The 16,215-nt window shown below is 68.3% G+C and carries 12 protein-coding genes; 8 read left to right on the top strand and 4 right to left on the bottom strand.

Going from position 1 to position 16,215, the window contains the following annotated elements; all coding sequences use genetic code 11:
* Positions 1-322: 322 nt before the first annotated feature.
* From glgA to treY, 3 genes are all read left to right on the top strand, one after another.
* Positions 323-1,936, top strand: a complete 1,614-nt coding sequence (glgA, locus tag D9X30_RS20665) for a glycogen synthase GlgA (protein ID WP_228770761.1) — start codon at positions 323-325, stop codon at positions 1,934-1,936.
* A 63-nt stretch (positions 1,937-1,999) separates the two neighbouring features.
* Positions 2,000-3,949, top strand: a complete 1,950-nt coding sequence (treZ, locus tag D9X30_RS20670) for a malto-oligosyltrehalose trehalohydrolase (RefSeq protein ID WP_153946111.1) — start codon at positions 2,000-2,002, stop codon at positions 3,947-3,949.
* A 7-nt stretch (positions 3,950-3,956) separates the two neighbouring features.
* Positions 3,957-6,596 (top strand): malto-oligosyltrehalose synthase, encoded by a 2,640-nt coding sequence (gene treY, locus D9X30_RS20675; RefSeq protein WP_153945993.1) that lies wholly within the window; start codon positions 3,957-3,959, stop codon positions 6,594-6,596.
* A 9-nt stretch (positions 6,597-6,605) separates the two neighbouring features.
* Here treY and surE read toward each other — a convergent pair whose 3' ends face one another.
* The 4 genes from surE to D9X30_RS20695 all read right to left on the bottom strand — a co-directional run bounded on the left by surE (position 6,606) and on the right by D9X30_RS20695 (position 10,271).
* Positions 6,606-7,391, bottom strand: coding sequence for a 5'/3'-nucleotidase SurE (gene surE, locus D9X30_RS20680; RefSeq protein ID WP_153945992.1), 786 nt, complete (start codon positions 7,389-7,391; stop codon positions 6,606-6,608).
* Between the two features lie 142 nt (positions 7,392-7,533).
* A complete protein-coding gene (locus tag D9X30_RS20685) occupies positions 7,534-7,941 on the bottom strand; it encodes a hypothetical protein (protein WP_153945991.1) in 408 nt (135 codons plus the stop codon).
* Positions 7,942-8,165: 224 nt separating this feature from the next.
* Positions 8,166-9,173 (bottom strand): cytochrome-c peroxidase, encoded by a 1,008-nt coding sequence (locus tag D9X30_RS20690; RefSeq protein ID WP_153945990.1) that lies wholly within the window; start codon positions 9,171-9,173, stop codon positions 8,166-8,168.
* 231 nt (positions 9,174-9,404) lie between these two features.
* The gene (locus tag D9X30_RS20695) at positions 9,405-10,271 is read right to left on the bottom strand and encodes a LysR substrate-binding domain-containing protein (RefSeq protein ID WP_153945989.1); all 867 of its coding nucleotides are present in this window, start codon (positions 10,269-10,271) and stop codon (positions 9,405-9,407) included.
* A 125-nt stretch (positions 10,272-10,396) separates the two neighbouring features.
* Here D9X30_RS20695 and D9X30_RS20700 point away from each other — a divergent pair, with 125 nt between their 5' ends.
* The 5 genes from D9X30_RS20700 (at position 10,397) to D9X30_RS20720 (ending at position 16,067) form a co-directional block, all read left to right on the top strand.
* Positions 10,397-10,984, top strand: a complete 588-nt coding sequence (locus D9X30_RS20700; RefSeq protein ID WP_153945988.1) for a cysteine dioxygenase family protein — start codon at positions 10,397-10,399, stop codon at positions 10,982-10,984.
* A gap of 102 nt (positions 10,985-11,086) precedes the next feature.
* Positions 11,087-12,700, top strand: coding sequence for a rhodanese-like domain-containing protein (locus D9X30_RS20705; protein ID WP_153945987.1), 1,614 nt, complete (start codon positions 11,087-11,089; stop codon positions 12,698-12,700).
* A gap of 55 nt (positions 12,701-12,755) precedes the next feature.
* The gene (locus D9X30_RS20710; RefSeq protein WP_502799660.1) at positions 12,756-13,772 is read left to right on the top strand and encodes a Bug family tripartite tricarboxylate transporter substrate binding protein; all 1,017 of its coding nucleotides are present in this window, start codon (positions 12,756-12,758) and stop codon (positions 13,770-13,772) included.
* Between the two features lie 65 nt (positions 13,773-13,837).
* The gene (metC, locus tag D9X30_RS20715; protein WP_153945986.1) at positions 13,838-15,052 is read left to right on the top strand and encodes a cystathionine beta-lyase; all 1,215 of its coding nucleotides are present in this window, start codon (positions 13,838-13,840) and stop codon (positions 15,050-15,052) included.
* Complete coding sequence (locus tag D9X30_RS20720; protein WP_153945985.1) at positions 15,036-16,067, top strand: M14 family metallopeptidase; 1,032 nt, start codon at positions 15,036-15,038, stop codon at positions 16,065-16,067. The genes metC and D9X30_RS20720 overlap by 17 nt, the downstream gene beginning before the upstream one ends.
* Positions 16,068-16,215: the final 148 nt, after the last annotated feature.

Raw genomic sequence — 16,215 nt, forward strand, 5'->3', positions numbered from 1 at the left:
CGCGGGGCGTCACTGGGGGCAGCCAACGCAGTACCGCTGCCGCCACAATCCAGGGTGACCGATCCATCGATTGCAGATTGGTCGACGTCTGGCCCGCTTGCTGCACTTTCTACAAAAGTGGCGGCACCTTATACATCGGCGTTGCTCCGCGCCTCGTCGCGCCAGTCCAGCCGCCTCAGGCGTCACGCGGCACGCCAGCCTGCGCCGGGGCTGGCACAAAGTTCGCATTGCTGTTCCCCTGCATCCTGCGGCCCCTGTGTGCGGCGCCGCACGGAGCATCCACCCCATCCCAGCAGAACGGCAAACCAGCGGGAGTCTTTCCTTGAACGCGAACACCCTGTTTGTGGCGGCAGAAGCCCAGCCCCTGGCCAAGACTGGCGGGCTGGCCGACGTGGTAGGCGGACTTGCCCGTGCGCTGCTGCAGCGCGGCGCCGATGTCACGATCCTGATACCCGGTTACCCGCGCGCCATTGCGGCGGCGCGCGACGTGCGCAGCCTTGGCGCGATCCACCTGCCGATGGCCCTGCCGCCGGGACACAGCCCTGCGCGCCTGCTGCAAGGCCAGATGCCGGATAGCGGCGTGCGCGTGGTGTTCCTCGACTGCCCCTCGCTCTACGACCGACCGGGATCGCTGTACGTTGACGCCACCGGCCGCGACTTCTGCGACAACGCCCAGCGTTTTGCCGCGCTGGCGCATGCCGCCACGGCCATCGCGGCGGGCGAAACGCCGCTGCCGGTGCCGAGCCTGGTCCATGCGCACGACTGGCACGCGGCGCTGACGCCGCTGCTGATGCGCACGCGCGGCCTGCGCACGCCCACCGTCTGCACGATTCACAATCTGGCCTTCCAGGGCGTGTTTCCCATGGCCGTGGCCGGGCCGCTGGGCCTGCCCCCGGAATCGCTGACGCCCGATGGCATCGAGTTCTGGGGCAAGATCAATTTCCTGAAAGCCGGCATCCGTTATGCCGACCGCATCACCACGGTCAGTCATACCTATGCGCGCGAAATCCTGACGCCCCACTTCGGCCATGGGCTGGACGGCCTGCTGGTGCATCGCGCGGCCGTGCTGGGCGCCATTCCGAACGGTGTCGATACCGACACCTGGTCACCCCGCACCGACCGCCTGCTGCCGCAGTGCTACGACGCACGCAACCTGGCGGGCAAGCGCGCCTGCAAGGCCGCCCTGCAGCAGCGCCACGGGTTGCCGGTGGATGCCGACCGCCCGTTGATCGCCATGGGCAGCCGCCTGACACACCAGAAGATGGCCGATGTCGCGCTCGACGCGATCGCCCTGGCACTTGCCACACACACCGACGCGCAGTTCGTGATCCTGGGCTGCGGCGATCCCAGGCTCGAAGCCGCATTTTGCGCACTGGCCCAGCGCCATCCGCAGCGCGTGGGCGTGGCCATCGGCTATCGCGAGGAAGATGCGCACCTGCTGCACGCAGGCGCCGACATGCTGTTGCACGGCAGCCGCTTCGAGCCCTTCGGCCTGACGCCGGTCTATGCCATGCGCTATGGCACCGTGCCAATCGTGTCGCGCGTGGGTGGCCTGGCCGACACCGTGCGCGACGTGGGCGACGGCACCGCACCGGCCGCCCGCGCGAACGGCATTGTTTTCGACGGCGAATCCGTCGAGGCGATGTGCGCAGCCATGACCCGTGGACTAGGATGGTATGGTCGCCAGCGCCACTGGCGCAGCCTGCAGCGTACCGGCATGCAAACCGACTTCGGCTGGGAAGGCCCCGCGCGCCAGTACCTCGCCATGTATGGCTCGCTGGCACCGGCGCTGGCTCACGTGCCGGTCGTGGACGTGGAAGCCGTGGCAGCGGCGCCGACGGTACAGCCGGCGCGCGGTGGTCGCCGTCCGGTGGCAGTGCCCGACGCACCGGCGCTGTCGCCGTCCGACGCCGGCGCGGCCGCGACGCCCGCCTGAGCCGCGTCCCGCGTGCCACCTAACTGGATGTGCGATGTGCCTGCACGAAGGTAGCCTCAGATGATGACTGCTACGCCATCCCCGCCGCCCCGTGACGGCGCACCGGTCCGCCGGAACTGGCAAACCCTGGGCGCCGATGCGAGGCTGCTGCCCTGCGGCGACGAAGCCGCCGAGGGCTACTGGTTCGGCCCGGTGCGACTGGCAGACGGCCGCGTGCGCTTCCGCCTGTGGGCGCCCGACGCCGCCGCGCAGGGTTATGCGATACGGCTTGAAATCGCTGGCATGGCCCCCGTGGTGATGACGGAAGGCAAACGCGGCTGGTTCGAGGCGGTGGTGCCGTGCTGCCACGGCGTGCGTTACTGGTTCCGGCTCGACGATGGCACCATCGTGCCCGACCCGGCTTCGCGCCTGCAGGCCGATGACGTGCATGGCGCCAGCGTGCTGTGCCTGCCGGAGGCCGGCGCGGCCTACGCCTGGCAGCATACGGAATGGCGCGGGCGCCCGTGGCATGAAGCGGTGATCTACGAGCTTCACGTGGGCCTGTGCGGCGGCTACACCGGCGTGATGTCCGAACTGCACCGCCTGGCGGCACTGGGCTTCACCGCCATCGAACTGATGCCGCTGTCGGAGTTTCCCGGCGCCCGCAACTGGGGCTACGACGGCGTGCTGCCGTTTGCTCCCGAGCACAGCTATGGTTCGCCCGACGAACTGCGCGCGCTGATCGACGCCGCCCATGGGTTGGGCATGATGGTGCTGCTCGACGTGGTCTACAACCACTTCGGGCCCGACGGCAACTACCTGCACCAGTACGCCAGCCCCTTTTTCCGCACCGACCGGCAAACCCCGTGGGGGCCGGCCATCGATTTCCGCCGCCCGGAGGTCCGCCGCTTCTTTGGGGAAAACGCGCGCTACTGGCTGGAATCGTTCCGCTTCGACGGGCTGCGGCTCGACGCCGTGCACGCCATCGAGGATGAGGGCTGGCTACCCCAGCTGGCGCAGGAACTGCGCGCATGCCTGCCGGACCGGCACGTGCATCTGGTGCTGGAGAACGATCACAACGACGTGGCGCTGATCGAGGCCGGTTACGACGCGCAGTGGAACGACGACGCCCATCACGCGCTGCACGTGCTGCTGACGGGCGAGCATGACGGCTACTACCGCGAATATCAGTCGGCACTGCCCGGCGCCACGGCCGCGACAGACATCGGCACGCCCGCGCTGCATCACCTGGCACGGGTGCTGGGCGAAGGTTTCGCGTGGCAGGGCGAAGTGTCGCCGCACCGCAGCGGCGACGAGAATGGCCCGCTGCAGGGCCGCGAGGTCCGGCGCGGGCAGCCCAGCGCCGGGCTGCCTCCCACCGCCTTCGTGATGTTCCTGCAGAACCACGACCAGACCGGCAATCGTGCGTTCGGCGAACGCCTGACCACGCTGGCGGACCCCGACGCCCTGCGCGCGGCGGTGGCGCTGCAACTGCTCTGCCCGCAGATTCCGCTGGTGTTCATGGGCGAGGAGCATGGCGCGCGCACGCCCTTCCTGTACTTCACCGACCATCCGCCGGAACTCGCCCAGGCGGTGCGCGACGGCAGGCGGCGCGAATTCGCCGCGTCGTCGGCCTTCCGCGACGACGCCCATGCCGCGCGCATCCCCGACCCGAACGCGCCGGAGACGTTCGATGCCTCGCGTCCGGTCTGCGACGATACCGACGGCGATTGCCGCGCGTGGAACCACTACTACGGCGAACTGCTGTCGATCCGCCGCAACGAGATCGTGCCTAGGTTGCGCCATTGCCAGCCGATTGGCGTCACGCCACTGGCCGACCGCGCGCTGGTGGCGCGCTGGCGCCTGGGCGACGGGAGCCAGCTGTCGATCTGGCTCAACCTTGGCGCCGAGCCCGTGGAAGCCGACTGCGCCGGCGGCCGGATGCTGCATGCCAGCCAGGCAGGCGCCATTGCATCGCTCAACGCCGGCATCCTGACCGAACGCTGCTGCGTCACCTGCCTGCATCCCGCCTGACACCGCCATGACCACACCCGCCGACGTGCATCACGCCGACCTCGATCATGCCGGCGTGCCCCGCGCCACGGCGCGGCTGCAACTGCATGCCGGCTTCACCTTTGCCGATGCCGCTACGCTGGTCCCCTATTACGCCGGGCTCGGCATCAGCCACCTGTATCTGTCCCCGATCACCGAAGCGCGGCCGGGGTCCACGCACGGCTATGACGTCACCGACTGCACGCGCATCAGCACGGCGCTGGGCGGCGAAGACGGCTTTGTGGCGCTGGCCAGCCAGGCGCGCGAAGCCGGCCGGGGCATCGTGCTGGACATCGTGCCCAACCACATGGCCGCCGACGCCAAGCACAACGCATGGTGGCGCGATGTGCTGGCGCAGGGCGAACGCAGCCCGTTTGCCCACTACTTCGATATCGACTGGCAATCGTCCGACCCCGCCCTGCGTGGCAAGGTGCTGCTGCCGGTTCTGGGCGACCCGTACTGGCAGGCGCTGGAGTCGGGAGCGCTGATCGTGGAACGCCGCAGCGATGGCCGGCCGACGCTGCGCTACGGCGACCACGACCTGCCGCTGTCGATACCGGACGGCTCAGCCTTGCCCACCGACGCGCAGGCACTGCACGCGCTGCTGGAACGCCAGCCCTACCGGCTGGCGTGGTGGCGCACCGGGGCCGCCATGCTGAACTGGCGCCGCTTCTTCGAGATCACGGAACTGGTAGGCGTGCGCCAGGAGTGCGAGGACGTGTTCGAGGCCACGCACGCGCTGCCGTTCCGGCTGTACCGCGAGGGCTGGATCGACGGGCTGCGCATCGATCATGTGGATGGCCTGGCCGACCCCGCCGGCTACTGCCGCCGCGTACGCGCGCGCCTGGACACCCTGCGGCCCGGCCGGCCTGCCGCGCTGGCGCGCGCGCATCCCTGGCTGGTCGTCGAGAAGATCCTGGGCGAGCGCGAACCGTTGCCGCGCGACTGGCAGGTGGATGGCACCACCGGCTACGACTTCATGGACGAGGTGGGCGCGGTGCTCCACGACCTGCACGGCGTGGCCCCGCTGAACATGCTCTGGCTGCAGATCAGCGGCGACGACCGCACGTTTGCCGAACAGGTCCATGCCGGGCGGCATCGCGTGCTGGCCCGCCATCTGGTCACCGAGGTCGCGTCGCTCTGCGCGCGGCTGCTTGCACGCGCACGCAGCGACATCGCCACGCGCGATCTGTCGCCGCACGCGCTGCAGCATGCGCTGTCGGCGTTCATGACGGCCATCCCGGTGTACCGCAGCTACTACGTGCCCGGCGACGATGACCGGGACCGCTCGTTCGACGAAGACATGGTGTCGGCTGCAGCCGATGCCGCGCGCCGCCACCTGGCGCCGGACGAATCGGCCGCGCTCGATTTCATCGTGGCCGCCTTGCACGCCGACGCCCCGCTCGACAGCGCCGCCGGGCAGCTTCGCACCAAACTCCAACAGCTGATGCCGGCGCTGGCTGCCAAATCCACCGAGGACACCGCGTTCTACCGCTATGGGCGGCTGTTGTCCCGCAACGAGGTGGGCAGCGATCCGGGCACGCTGGCCATTGCAGCCGAACGCTTTCACCAGCGGATGCAGGCGCGCGCCGATACATGGCCGCACGCCATGCTGGCCGTATCCACCCATGACCATAAGCGCGGCGAGGATGCGCGGATGCGGCTGGCCGTGCTGAGCGAGTTGCCCGAGGCATGGGCGGACGCCGTGGCCGGCTGGGAGACGCATCTGGCGCCGCTGCTGGCGGCATCACCCCGGGGCCCCGACGGTATCGACCGCCTGATGCTGTACCAGACGCTGGTGGGCGCATGGCCGGCCGATCCGCGCGCGCTGGCGTCCGAGGAAAGCCAGCGCGCCTTCGTCGACCGTATCCTGGCCTGGCAACGCAAGGCCATTCGCGAGGCCAAGCGTCACGGCAGCTGGACCCATCCTGACAGCGAATACGAGAACGCATGCGAGGCGTTTCTGCCCGCCATGGCCATCGGCGGCCCGGAAAGTGTGCTGGAGCGCATCGGCGCCTTCGCGGCGCGCATCGGCACGGCTGCGGCGCTGAACAGCCTGGCGCAGACGCTATTGCAGCTGACCGCGCCCGGCGTGCCGGACCGCTACCAGGGCAATGAAACCTGGGACTTCAGCCTGGTCGATCCCGACAACCGGCGCGCACCCGATTACGCGCGGCTGCAGGCGCAACTGGAATGCCGCGCGGGCTGGCCGCACTGGCTTGCGCACTGGCGCGACGGCCGCATCAAGCAGCAACTGATCCGCAGCGTGCTGGCTTTTCGGCGCGATAACCCGGCGCTGTTCGACCGGGGCAGCTACCGTGCGGTGTCCGTGAGCGGCGATCTGGCCGGGTCCGTGCTGGCGTTTGCACGACAGTGCGGCAACGTGGAAGCCGTGGTGGCCGTGACCCGGCTCGCCGCGCGCCATGTGGACCCGGCCGTGCCGCGTATCCCACCGCATTGCTGGCACGATACGGGCCTGCATACGGGCGATGGCGGCGGTAGCGGCATCAGTAACGGCGACGGCTGGACCGACATCCTGACCGGTCATGCCGTGACATCGCACGCGGGATGGCTGCGTGCCAAGGACGTATTTGCCACGCTGCCCGTGGCGCTGCTGGTGCGACGCTGACGGCAGGTGCTAACCGAGGGCGGCGGCCAGTTGCGTGGCCAGTTGCGCGGCCGCTTCGTCGTCGGTGCGCTCGAAGCGCAGCGGCGTGACCGACACCGCGCCCCGCCCCACCACCATCGCTTCGGCATCGTCCACATCGGGCCGGGGGCCGCGCGAGAACTGGAGCCAGTGGTACGGAATGCCGCGCGGGTCCACATGCGCGCGCACGTCGATGGCCTTGACCAGCCCCATGCCCTGGCGCGACACCACCAGCGGGCCGGCGTGCTCCGCTTCGACATCGGGAAAATTCACGTTGAGGCACGCCCCTTCCGACCAACCTGTCGCCAGCAGGCGGCGGATCACATCCGGCGCCAGCGCGCGCGACGTCTGCCATTTCACTGCATCGCGATCGGTGAACACCTGGCTCAGCGCGATGGAACCGATGCCGAGCAGCATGCCGGTCATGGCGGCGCCCACCGTGCCGGAGAACACGGTTTCCAGCCCGAGGTTGCCGCCCCGGTTGATGCCGGACAGCACCAGATCGGGCGGCGCGTCGCGCATGAGATGGCGCGCGGCCATCACCACGCAGTCACCCGGCGTGCCGCTGATGCCGAAGCGGCGCGGGCCATGTCCGGTCACGCGCAGCGGCGCGTGCAGGCTGATCGAGTGCGACGTGCCGCTCTGGTCGTGATCCGGGGCGACGATCCACACCTCCCGGGCCAGCGTGGCCGCCACCTGCTCCAGCACGGCAAGGCCGGGTGCCTCGATGCCATCGTCATTGGTCAGCAGCACACGGTCGACTACGAAATCGGACATGGGGGCACTCTTTGGAGGACGAATGAACGGCCCCTACTGTATCGCAACCATGCCCGCCCCCGTGGCTGCGCGATGGCCCGGGATGCCTCGTTGAAGCAAAAATACGCCCGCATCGCCGGATGCGGGCATGGCCGTCGCAGCCTTAGTGCAGGCGGTGCGCGTCGCTGTCCAGTGCCCGCTCTGCCGCGTCGCCGGTGGCGCCGCGATAGTAGAGATGGACGCCGATGGCCAGCGAATCGTGACGGATTTCATGCAGAGCACGCCACGCCTGCACGGGGTCCTTGAAGACCAGATAGTGCGCCTCGCGTTCCACCAGCGCGGCCACCTCGTGCAGCCCGTGGTTGTGCAGTGCGCCGACCAGGTGATCCAGACTGCGATGCGTGCGGGCGTCCGTACGCGGATAGAGCATGTGCAGCACGGCAACCGGCGAAGCCGCCGGCTGGGCGGTGAACGCGGCAACGATGTCCTGATGATGGATGGCCGTGACGGCATCGTCATTGGCCTGCGTGTGGAAGGACTGAAGTCCTGCGTCGAGGGTCGTGTTGTTCATCTCAGCACCTCCTGGTCAAAATCTGAACGACAGTGGTGCAAAGATAGGGGATATTTGACGCGCCGCAATACGCGTTTCTCGCAACAGTGAATTCCAGCTATTCCGCCGAACGGAACGCGGGGCAGGTTGTCCATGGATCGCATTTCTTTCGAGCAGCTTTCCACAGGCTTTCAGTTGGCTTTCGCCGCTGCCCCACGCACGGCGCAGCGGCAGCGACTTACCCGTTATTCGAACGGACGCGGCTTCGGCGTCTTGTCGTTCGAAGGCGGCAGGATGGGCAGCGTCAGGCGCGGCTGATCGCCCGTCAGCGTATGCAGGAAGGCCACGATATCGGCGTTTTCCTCCGCCGTGAACTTGCGTCCGAGTTGCAGACGCCCCATCACGTCCACCGCCTCGGTCAGCGTCGCCGCCTCGCCGTCGTGGAAGTACGGATACGTCAATGCCACGTTGCGCAACGTGGGCACCTTGAAGCTGAAGCGGTCGGCGTCCTTCCCCGTCACGCCGGCCCGGCCTTCGGACGGGTTTTTCGTCTTGTAGGGCTCGATCAGGCCCATCTTCTGGAACGACCCACCGCCCAGGTTCGGACCGTTGTGGCAGGCCACGCAGCCGGACGACTTGAACAGCTGGTAGCCGCGCAGTTCCTGCGCGTCGATGGCCGTCTTGTTGCCTTTCAGCCATTTGTCGAAGCGGGCATTCGGCGTGACCAGCGTCTCTTCGAACGCGGCGATGGCCAGCGTGATCTCGTTCATCGTCAGCTTGCCGGATGGGAACACCTTGCGAAACTCGGCCCGGTATTCGGGAATGGATTTCACGGTGTCGACGGCCAGGTCATGCGTAAAGGCCATCTCGATCGGATTGGCAATGGGCCCGTGCGCCTGCTCCTGCAGGTCCTTGGCGCGGCCGTCCCAGAACTGTACGAAGTTCAGGCTCGAATTGAGGACGGTGGGCGAATTGAGCAGTCCCTTGTTCCATTTGTCGCCGATGGACGTCTTCAGGTTGTCCGAGCCGCCCATGCTGAGGTTGTGGCACGAATTGCAGGAAATAAAGCCCGAGCGCGACAGGCGCGGATCGAACCAGAGTTTTGCGCCCAGGGCCACGCGGGCCGGGTCCTTGATCTTTGCGGGTTCGATGGGTTGTACGGGTTCGGCCGGCTGCGACGTGGCGGACGCCACGCCGGCGGCGATCGATGCCGTGATCCACAGCAGTGCTGGTAGGAATTGTCTGAGCTTCATGGGAGGACTCCGAATTTCTTTGGACCGCTCCGGCATCACCGATGCATTGGAACGGGCTCTCGGATTAGGCTCCCATGGCCTGTGGCTTACCCTGACGGGCATCAATGCCGCCCTGAAAGCCGACGGAAAGGTGCCCTCGCATATCCATACACGATCTTCTTCGTTGGCGCAGTGTTGCGCGCGCCCTACGATCTCGTCTTTGCCCTTTGGGAATTCGCGGCCTGGCCAGCGTCAGGCGCTGGCCAGGCCGCGTTGCAAGGCCGTTTTGAGCATCGAGAAGACATGTCGCGCCACAGGATTGACCGCATTGGGACGCGCCCACAGGTAGTACGTGACATCGGGCAGCCGTGGCAGGCCATCGCTTTCGCCCAGGATGCGCATGTCGGCCTGCAGCAGGTCGATGCTGCGCGCCGTGATGCCCAGGCCGGCGCGCAACGCCGCCTTGATGCCGATCAGGCTCGGCGCCAGATAGGCGATGCGCCACGGCACGCCGGCCTGCGTCAGCGATTCCAGCGACAGCTTGCGGAACAGGCTTGGCTCGTCGGCAAGGATCAGCGGCACCGCCGTGCCACGCTCATAGACAAAATCGGCCGCACAGACCCAGATGGTGGGCGTGGTACGCAGCACGATGCCTTCGAGCGCGCTGTCCTCGCGCGTGGAAACGGTCAGGTCGATCTCGCCGCGCCGCAGCGACTCCATCAGGAACGGGCTGCGGCCGACATGGATCTCCAGTCGCAGGGCCGGCGACGACCGCGCAATATGCGACAGCAGCACCGGCAGGATGGTGTCGGCCACGTCGTGCGGCGCACCAATGCGCAGCGAACCCGTCAGGTCGCCCTCGCGCAACACCCGCAGCGCCTCGTCGTTGGTGCTCAGCAGTTGCCGCGCATACTCGAGCAGCTTCTTGCCATGCCGCGTGAACTGCTTGCTGCGGCCCTGCCGCTCGAACAGCGGCAGGTCGAGCTGCTCTTCCAGCCGCTGCATCTGCTGGGTCACCGCCGACTGGGTACGCTGGACGGCCTCGGCGGCCGCCCCGAACGTATCGTGATCCGCAATGGCTACCAGCGTGCGCAGCAAGTCGAGGTCAAGGTTTCGCATTCATTAGCGACGCTAATGGATTTTCGTCGCGCATTAAGTGGTTTTCAGAACAGGTGTTCATTACAGTGAAACACGAAGCACCGTTCTACCCCCGAAAAACAGAGATTGCAAGGATTGATCGCACCATGTCCCTCGCAGCACAGCGCCAGTCCGCCGTTGGCGACACCATCGAATGCATTAGAAACATTGTAGACAAGGGCGGCGTGACGCGCGCCAGCCTGGCTGAAGTGCTACCCCTCGTGGAAGACCTGGCCGCCCGCACCGAACTGTGGAGTGAAGCCGACTATCCGCCGCCCGAGGCCAACGAGCGTCAGGCCCGCTACCTGATTGCCGAAGACCCGGACCAGACCTACGCGCTGTACCTGAACGTCATGCGGCCTGGCAAGCGTATTCCGCCGCACAACCACACCACCTGGGCCTGCGTGGCCGGCGTGAGCGGCGTGGAGGTCAACGACGTCTACGTGCGCACCGACGACGGCAGCCAGGCCGGCGTGGGCACGCTGGAACATTCGCACACCGTGGAAGTGGGCCCACGCCACGGCATCGCCCTGCTGCCCGACGACATCCATTCGGTGGAAATCCGCGGCGATGCCGTCATCCGTCACCTGCACATGTACGGTCGCGCGCTGGAAACGCTGACCGAACGGCTGACGTTCGACCTCGAGACCGGACGCTGCCAGATCATGAACATGGGCGTCCAGACCCGCCGCTAAGCCACACCTGACCGGGGCCGCCGAGCGCGCCCCGCCAACTCCTGAATCGAAGCCGACTCCTCGCTCCTGCGGCGAGGATGGCCCCCTTTTTGCCCAATATTCATGACCCAGCCCACCTACACCGCCGTCGATGCCGTCACCCTGAAGGGCTGGCTGCACGATGCCGACGAAATCGCGCTGTTCGACGTCCGCGAGCACGGCCAGTATGGCGAGGGCCATCCGTTCTATGCCGTACCGATGCCCTACAGCCGGCTGGAACTCGATGTCGGCCGGCTGGCCCCGCGCACCGATGCCCGCATCGTGCTGGCCGACGACGGCGATGGCGTGGCGCAGGCCGCCGCGGCGGCGCTGGCATCGCTCGGCTATACGAACCTTTTCGTGCTCGACGGCGGCATGCCGGCCTGGCGCGCCGCCGGCTATACGCTGTTTGCGGGGGTCAATGTTCCGTCGAAGACCTTCGGCGAACTGGCCGAGCACCACTACCACACGCCGCGCGTGACCGCGCAGGAGCTGGCCGCGATGCAGGCCGGTCCCCAGGCGCCGGTCGTGCTCGACGGACGCCCGGCCAGCGAATTCCGCAAGATGAACATCCCGGGCGCGATCTGCTGCCCCAACGGCGAGCTGGCCTATCGCCTGCGCGACCTGGTGCCCGACAGCACCACCCCGATCGTCATCAACTGCGCGGGCCGCACGCGCAGCATCATCGGCGCCCAGTCCCTGATCAACTTCGGCGTCGCCAATCCTGTCTACGCGCTCGAAAACGGCACGCAGGGCTGGTACCTGAACGATTTCCCGCTCGAACACGGCGGCACCGCGCGTTATCCCGACAATGGCCTGCCGCGGGACATCGACGCCGCCCGCAACGCCGCCCAGGCGCTGACGCAACGCTTCGACGTCCCCCACATCGACGCCGCCCAGGCCAAGGCATGGCTGGCTGACACGACGCGCACCACATTCCTGTGCGACGTGCGCACCGCCGAGGAATTCGCCGCCCAGACGCTGCCCGGCGCACAGCACACGCCCGGCGGCCAGTTGATCCAGGCTACCGACCAGTACGTTGGCATCCGCCGCGCCCGGCTGGTGCTGTTCGATGCCGAAGGCGTACGCGCCCCGGTGGTGGCCAGCTGGCTGCGCCAGATGGGCCATGACGCCGTCGTGCTCGAAGGCGGCCTGCAGGCCGGCCAGGCCGCCGGCGTACGCGCCCCCCAGGGCCCGACCCATGAAGTGACCGCACTGCCGGGCACATCCGCTGCGCAGCTGGCCGCGGGTCTGGCCGACCAGTCGATGCTGGCGCTGGACCTGCGCGGCAGCATGGCCTACCGCGCCGGACATGTCGCCGGGGCGCGCTGGTCCATCCGGTCCCGCCTGGCGCAGGACCTGCGCGGCGTGCCGCACGACACCACGCTGGTGCTGATCGGCGATGCCGATGGCGACGATCCCGCCGAGCTGGCCGTAGCCGATCTGCGCGCGCTGGGCTTCCGCGATCTGCGCCGGCTGCAGGGCGGCTTTGCGGCCTGGCGCGATGCCGGCCATGCGGTGCGCCAGGGCACCGACACGCTGCCCGACGCGCGCTGCATCGACTACCTGTTTTTCGTACATGACCGCCACGACGGCAACAAGGCCGCCGCGCGCCAGTACCTGGCCTGGGAAACGGGCCTGATCGCCCAGCTCGACGCGCAGGAACTGGCCACGTTCCGCTTCCCGCCTGCCGGCTGATTGCCACCCGCGCCAGTCCACTTTCCACCTGCCATAGAAGAACGAGGTCGCCCCCATGTCCCGTCCGATGTCATCCCGCCTGTCGTCACGTCTTGCGCAGTACCTGGTTGCCGTATGCACCGTCACGCTGTCCGCCGCCGCCCCGGCGCAGCAGCCCATGGCACCCGTCAACGGATTTCCGTCGCAGCCGCTGCGGATCGTCTCGCCGTTCCCGGCCGGCGGCGGCAACGATGCCGTGACCCGCGTGGTGGCCACGCGGCTGTCGCAGGTACTGGGCCAGAGCGCCGTGACCGACAACCGGGGCGGCGCGGGCGGCAACATCGGCACGCGCTACGTGGCCGAGGCCAAGCCCGACGGCTATACGGTGCTGACCTCGCAGGTGTCGATCATGGCCGTCAACCCGACGCTGTACCGCGCGCCCGGCTTCGATCCGGTCAAGCAGTTCATCCCGGTCACGCAGATCAACGCGGCGCCGCTGGCCATCGTGGTATCGGCCAACGCCCCGTGGAAGACCTTCGAGGAACTGGCCGCGCAGGCCAGGGCGCAGCCGAACCGGATCACGTTCGCCACGCCCGGCAACGGCACGCTGTCGCACCTGGTGGGCGTGGTGCTCGACAAGGACAGCCAGGTTTCGCTCCAGCACGTGCCCTACAAGGGCGCGGGTCCGGCCATCAACGACCTGCTTGGCGGGCAGGTGGACGTGCTGATCACGTCCACCTCGTCGGTGTCCAGTTTCATCCAGACCGGCCGCATGCGTGCGCTGGCCGTCACCAGCCCGCGCCGTCTCGGGGTATTCACCAAGGTGCCGACTCTTGAAGAGCTGGGCTATCGCAATGCACGCTTCGAGGACTGGTACGGCTTCTTCGTACCGGCCGGCACGTCGCCGGAACGCGTTGCGCTGCTGAACCGCGCCATCGTGCAGGTGCTGCAGATGCCCGAGGTGGTGAAGACCATCAACGAAGGCGGCAGCGACGTGGTCGCCAACAGCTCCGAGGCGTTTGCCGCGCAGATGAAGCAGGACATTGCCCGCTGGTCGCAGATCGTCAAGCTGTCCGGCGCGCACGTGGACTGATCGACCGGTGCAGGCACGCGCCTTGCGACCCCTCACACAACATGCGCCAACCCACAGGCCAGCCAATGACGAAAGCGATCCCCACCCGCCTTGCCCATGCCGGACGCACCGCCGCCGTGCCCGGCGGACAGCCGGTCAATCCGCCCGTGGTGCGCGCCAGCACCGTGCTGTTCGAGTCCGTCGCGCAGCAGCGCGAGATGCGCGCCCGGCGCGATACCGAGCGGCTGTTCACCTACGGCGCGCGCGGCAACCCCACCAACTTCGCGCTCGAAGACATGGTGACCACGCTGGAAGGTGGCTATCGCACGCGACTGTTTCCGTCGGGCCTTGCCGCCGCCGCGATGACGATCCTGGCCTACGTGCGCCCCGGCCAGCATGTGCTGCTGCCCGATTGCGTCTACGAGCCGGTGCGCAACCTGGCCAACGGCTTCCTGCGCCAGCACGGCATCGGGGCCGACTTCTATGCCGCCAACGGCGCCGACCTGGACGCCAAGCTGCGCCCGGAGACGCGGCTGGTCTATGTCGAGGCGCCCGGTTCGCTGGTGTATGAAATGTGCGACCTGCCCGCGCTGGCGGCCCGCGCCCACGCGCACGGTGCGCTGGTGGCGGCGGACAACACCTGGGGCTCGGGCCTGCTGTACCGCCCCTTGACGCTCGGCGCCGACATCTCGCTGATGGCCGCCACCAAGTACCTGGGCGGCCATTCCGACGTGATGATGGGCACGGTGTGCACCACCGAGGCCGCGTGGCAGCCGCTGGCCACCATGGCCGATGCCTTCGGCATGACCGTGAGCCCCGACGACGCCTACCTGGTGCAGCGCGGCATCCGTTCGCTCGGTGCGCGCCTGGCCCAGCACCAGACCAGCGCGCTGGCCGTGGCGCAGTGGCTGCTCGACCGCCCCGAAGTGGCCGATGTCTTCTGCCCCGCGCTGCCGCACGATCCCAATCACGCGCTGTGGCAGCGCGACTGCCACGGCACCAACGGCCTGCTGTCGTTCACGTTGCGCTCGCAGGCGCCGGTGGCGCCCGAACGCTTTGTCGACAGCCTGCAGCTGTTCGGCATCGGCGCCTCGTGGGGCGGCTTCGAAAGCCTGGCCGTGCTGGCCGACATGCGCCGCGCGCGCAGCGTCACGGACTGGTCGCAGCACGGCACCGTGATCCGCCTGCATATCGGCCTGGAAGCCGTCACCGACCTGCTGGCGGACCTGGATCAGGCATTCGCCGCCATCGCTCATCTCGACTCCACAGAAAAGGACACTTCCCATGCCCATCATCGGTGACTGGCTGCGCCAGCAATCCGTCCCCGCCCGCACCAGCGGCCAGCTGCCCGTTGGCTCGATGGCCTCGGGCATGTCCGTCACGCTGCCCTATGTGGCCGTACGTGGCGCACGGCCCGGGCGCACGCTCTGGCTGCATGGACAGGTGCATGGCGACGAGATCAACGGCATGGTGGCGGCTCTGCGTTTCGCGCGCAGCCTGGACCCCGCGGCCATGCGCGGCAACGTGGTGGTCACGCCCACCGGCAATCCGCAGGCGCTGGACGCGCGGCGCAAGCGCAATCCCTATGACGAGCTTGACCTGGACCAGACCTATCCGGGCAGCGCCGGCGGCCTGGTATCCGAGCGGCTGGCCCATGCGCTGATGACCGAGGTGCGCGGCGTGGCCGACGTGCTCATCAACCTGCATACGATGAATCCGCTGTTCGACGCCCGCCCCTACACGGTCTACAAGGTCCACCCGGGCAGCAGCGTGACCGAGGCCGAAGTGCTGGCCGCCATGGCGCCGTTTCATCCCCACGTGGCCTGCCAGCAGGACGTGGGCGGCAAGGGCGAGCTGCCCGGCAACATCGCCGGCGCGCTCGACTACCAGTGCCTGGCCGCCGGGGTCTGCGCGTTCATGCTCGAACTGGGCAGCGGCAGCCGCTTCGAGGCCGACAACATCGCCGTGGCCGAGACCGGCTTCCACACGCTGGCCGTGCAGATGGGCATTCTCGACGGCCCGCCGGCCAGGCCCGCCGCCACCACGCTGCGGCGCGTGACACGGCGCGGCTGGATCACCGCCGATGACGGCGGCCTGTTCATTCCGGCGGCGCGGGCCGGAGACAAGCTCGGCGAAGGCGCATCGATTGGCGACACCCTCAAGCTCGACGCCTCGCTCACGCCCGTCAAGCCGCTCATGCGCGACGGCGTGCTGATCGGCCTGCGCAGCGACCCCGTGGTCCACACCGGCGAGCGCCTGGCGTTCGTGGCATGGGAATGGGACACGGTATCGATCCAGCCTTTACTTACGGCATGACAACGGCTTGCCCTCTCCCCCGCCCCTCTCCCGTGAACGGGAGAGGGGAGAAAACCATGGGCCATTCGCATGCGCTGGTTCGCTACCCTCTCCCGCCTGCGGGAGAGGGACCGGGGGAGAGGGCAGACGCCACACCGCCTTACCAAGC

This window comes from Cupriavidus sp. U2, from assembly GCF_009663685.2.
GTDB classification, from domain to species: Bacteria; Pseudomonadota; Gammaproteobacteria; order Burkholderiales; family Burkholderiaceae; genus Cupriavidus; species Cupriavidus necator_C.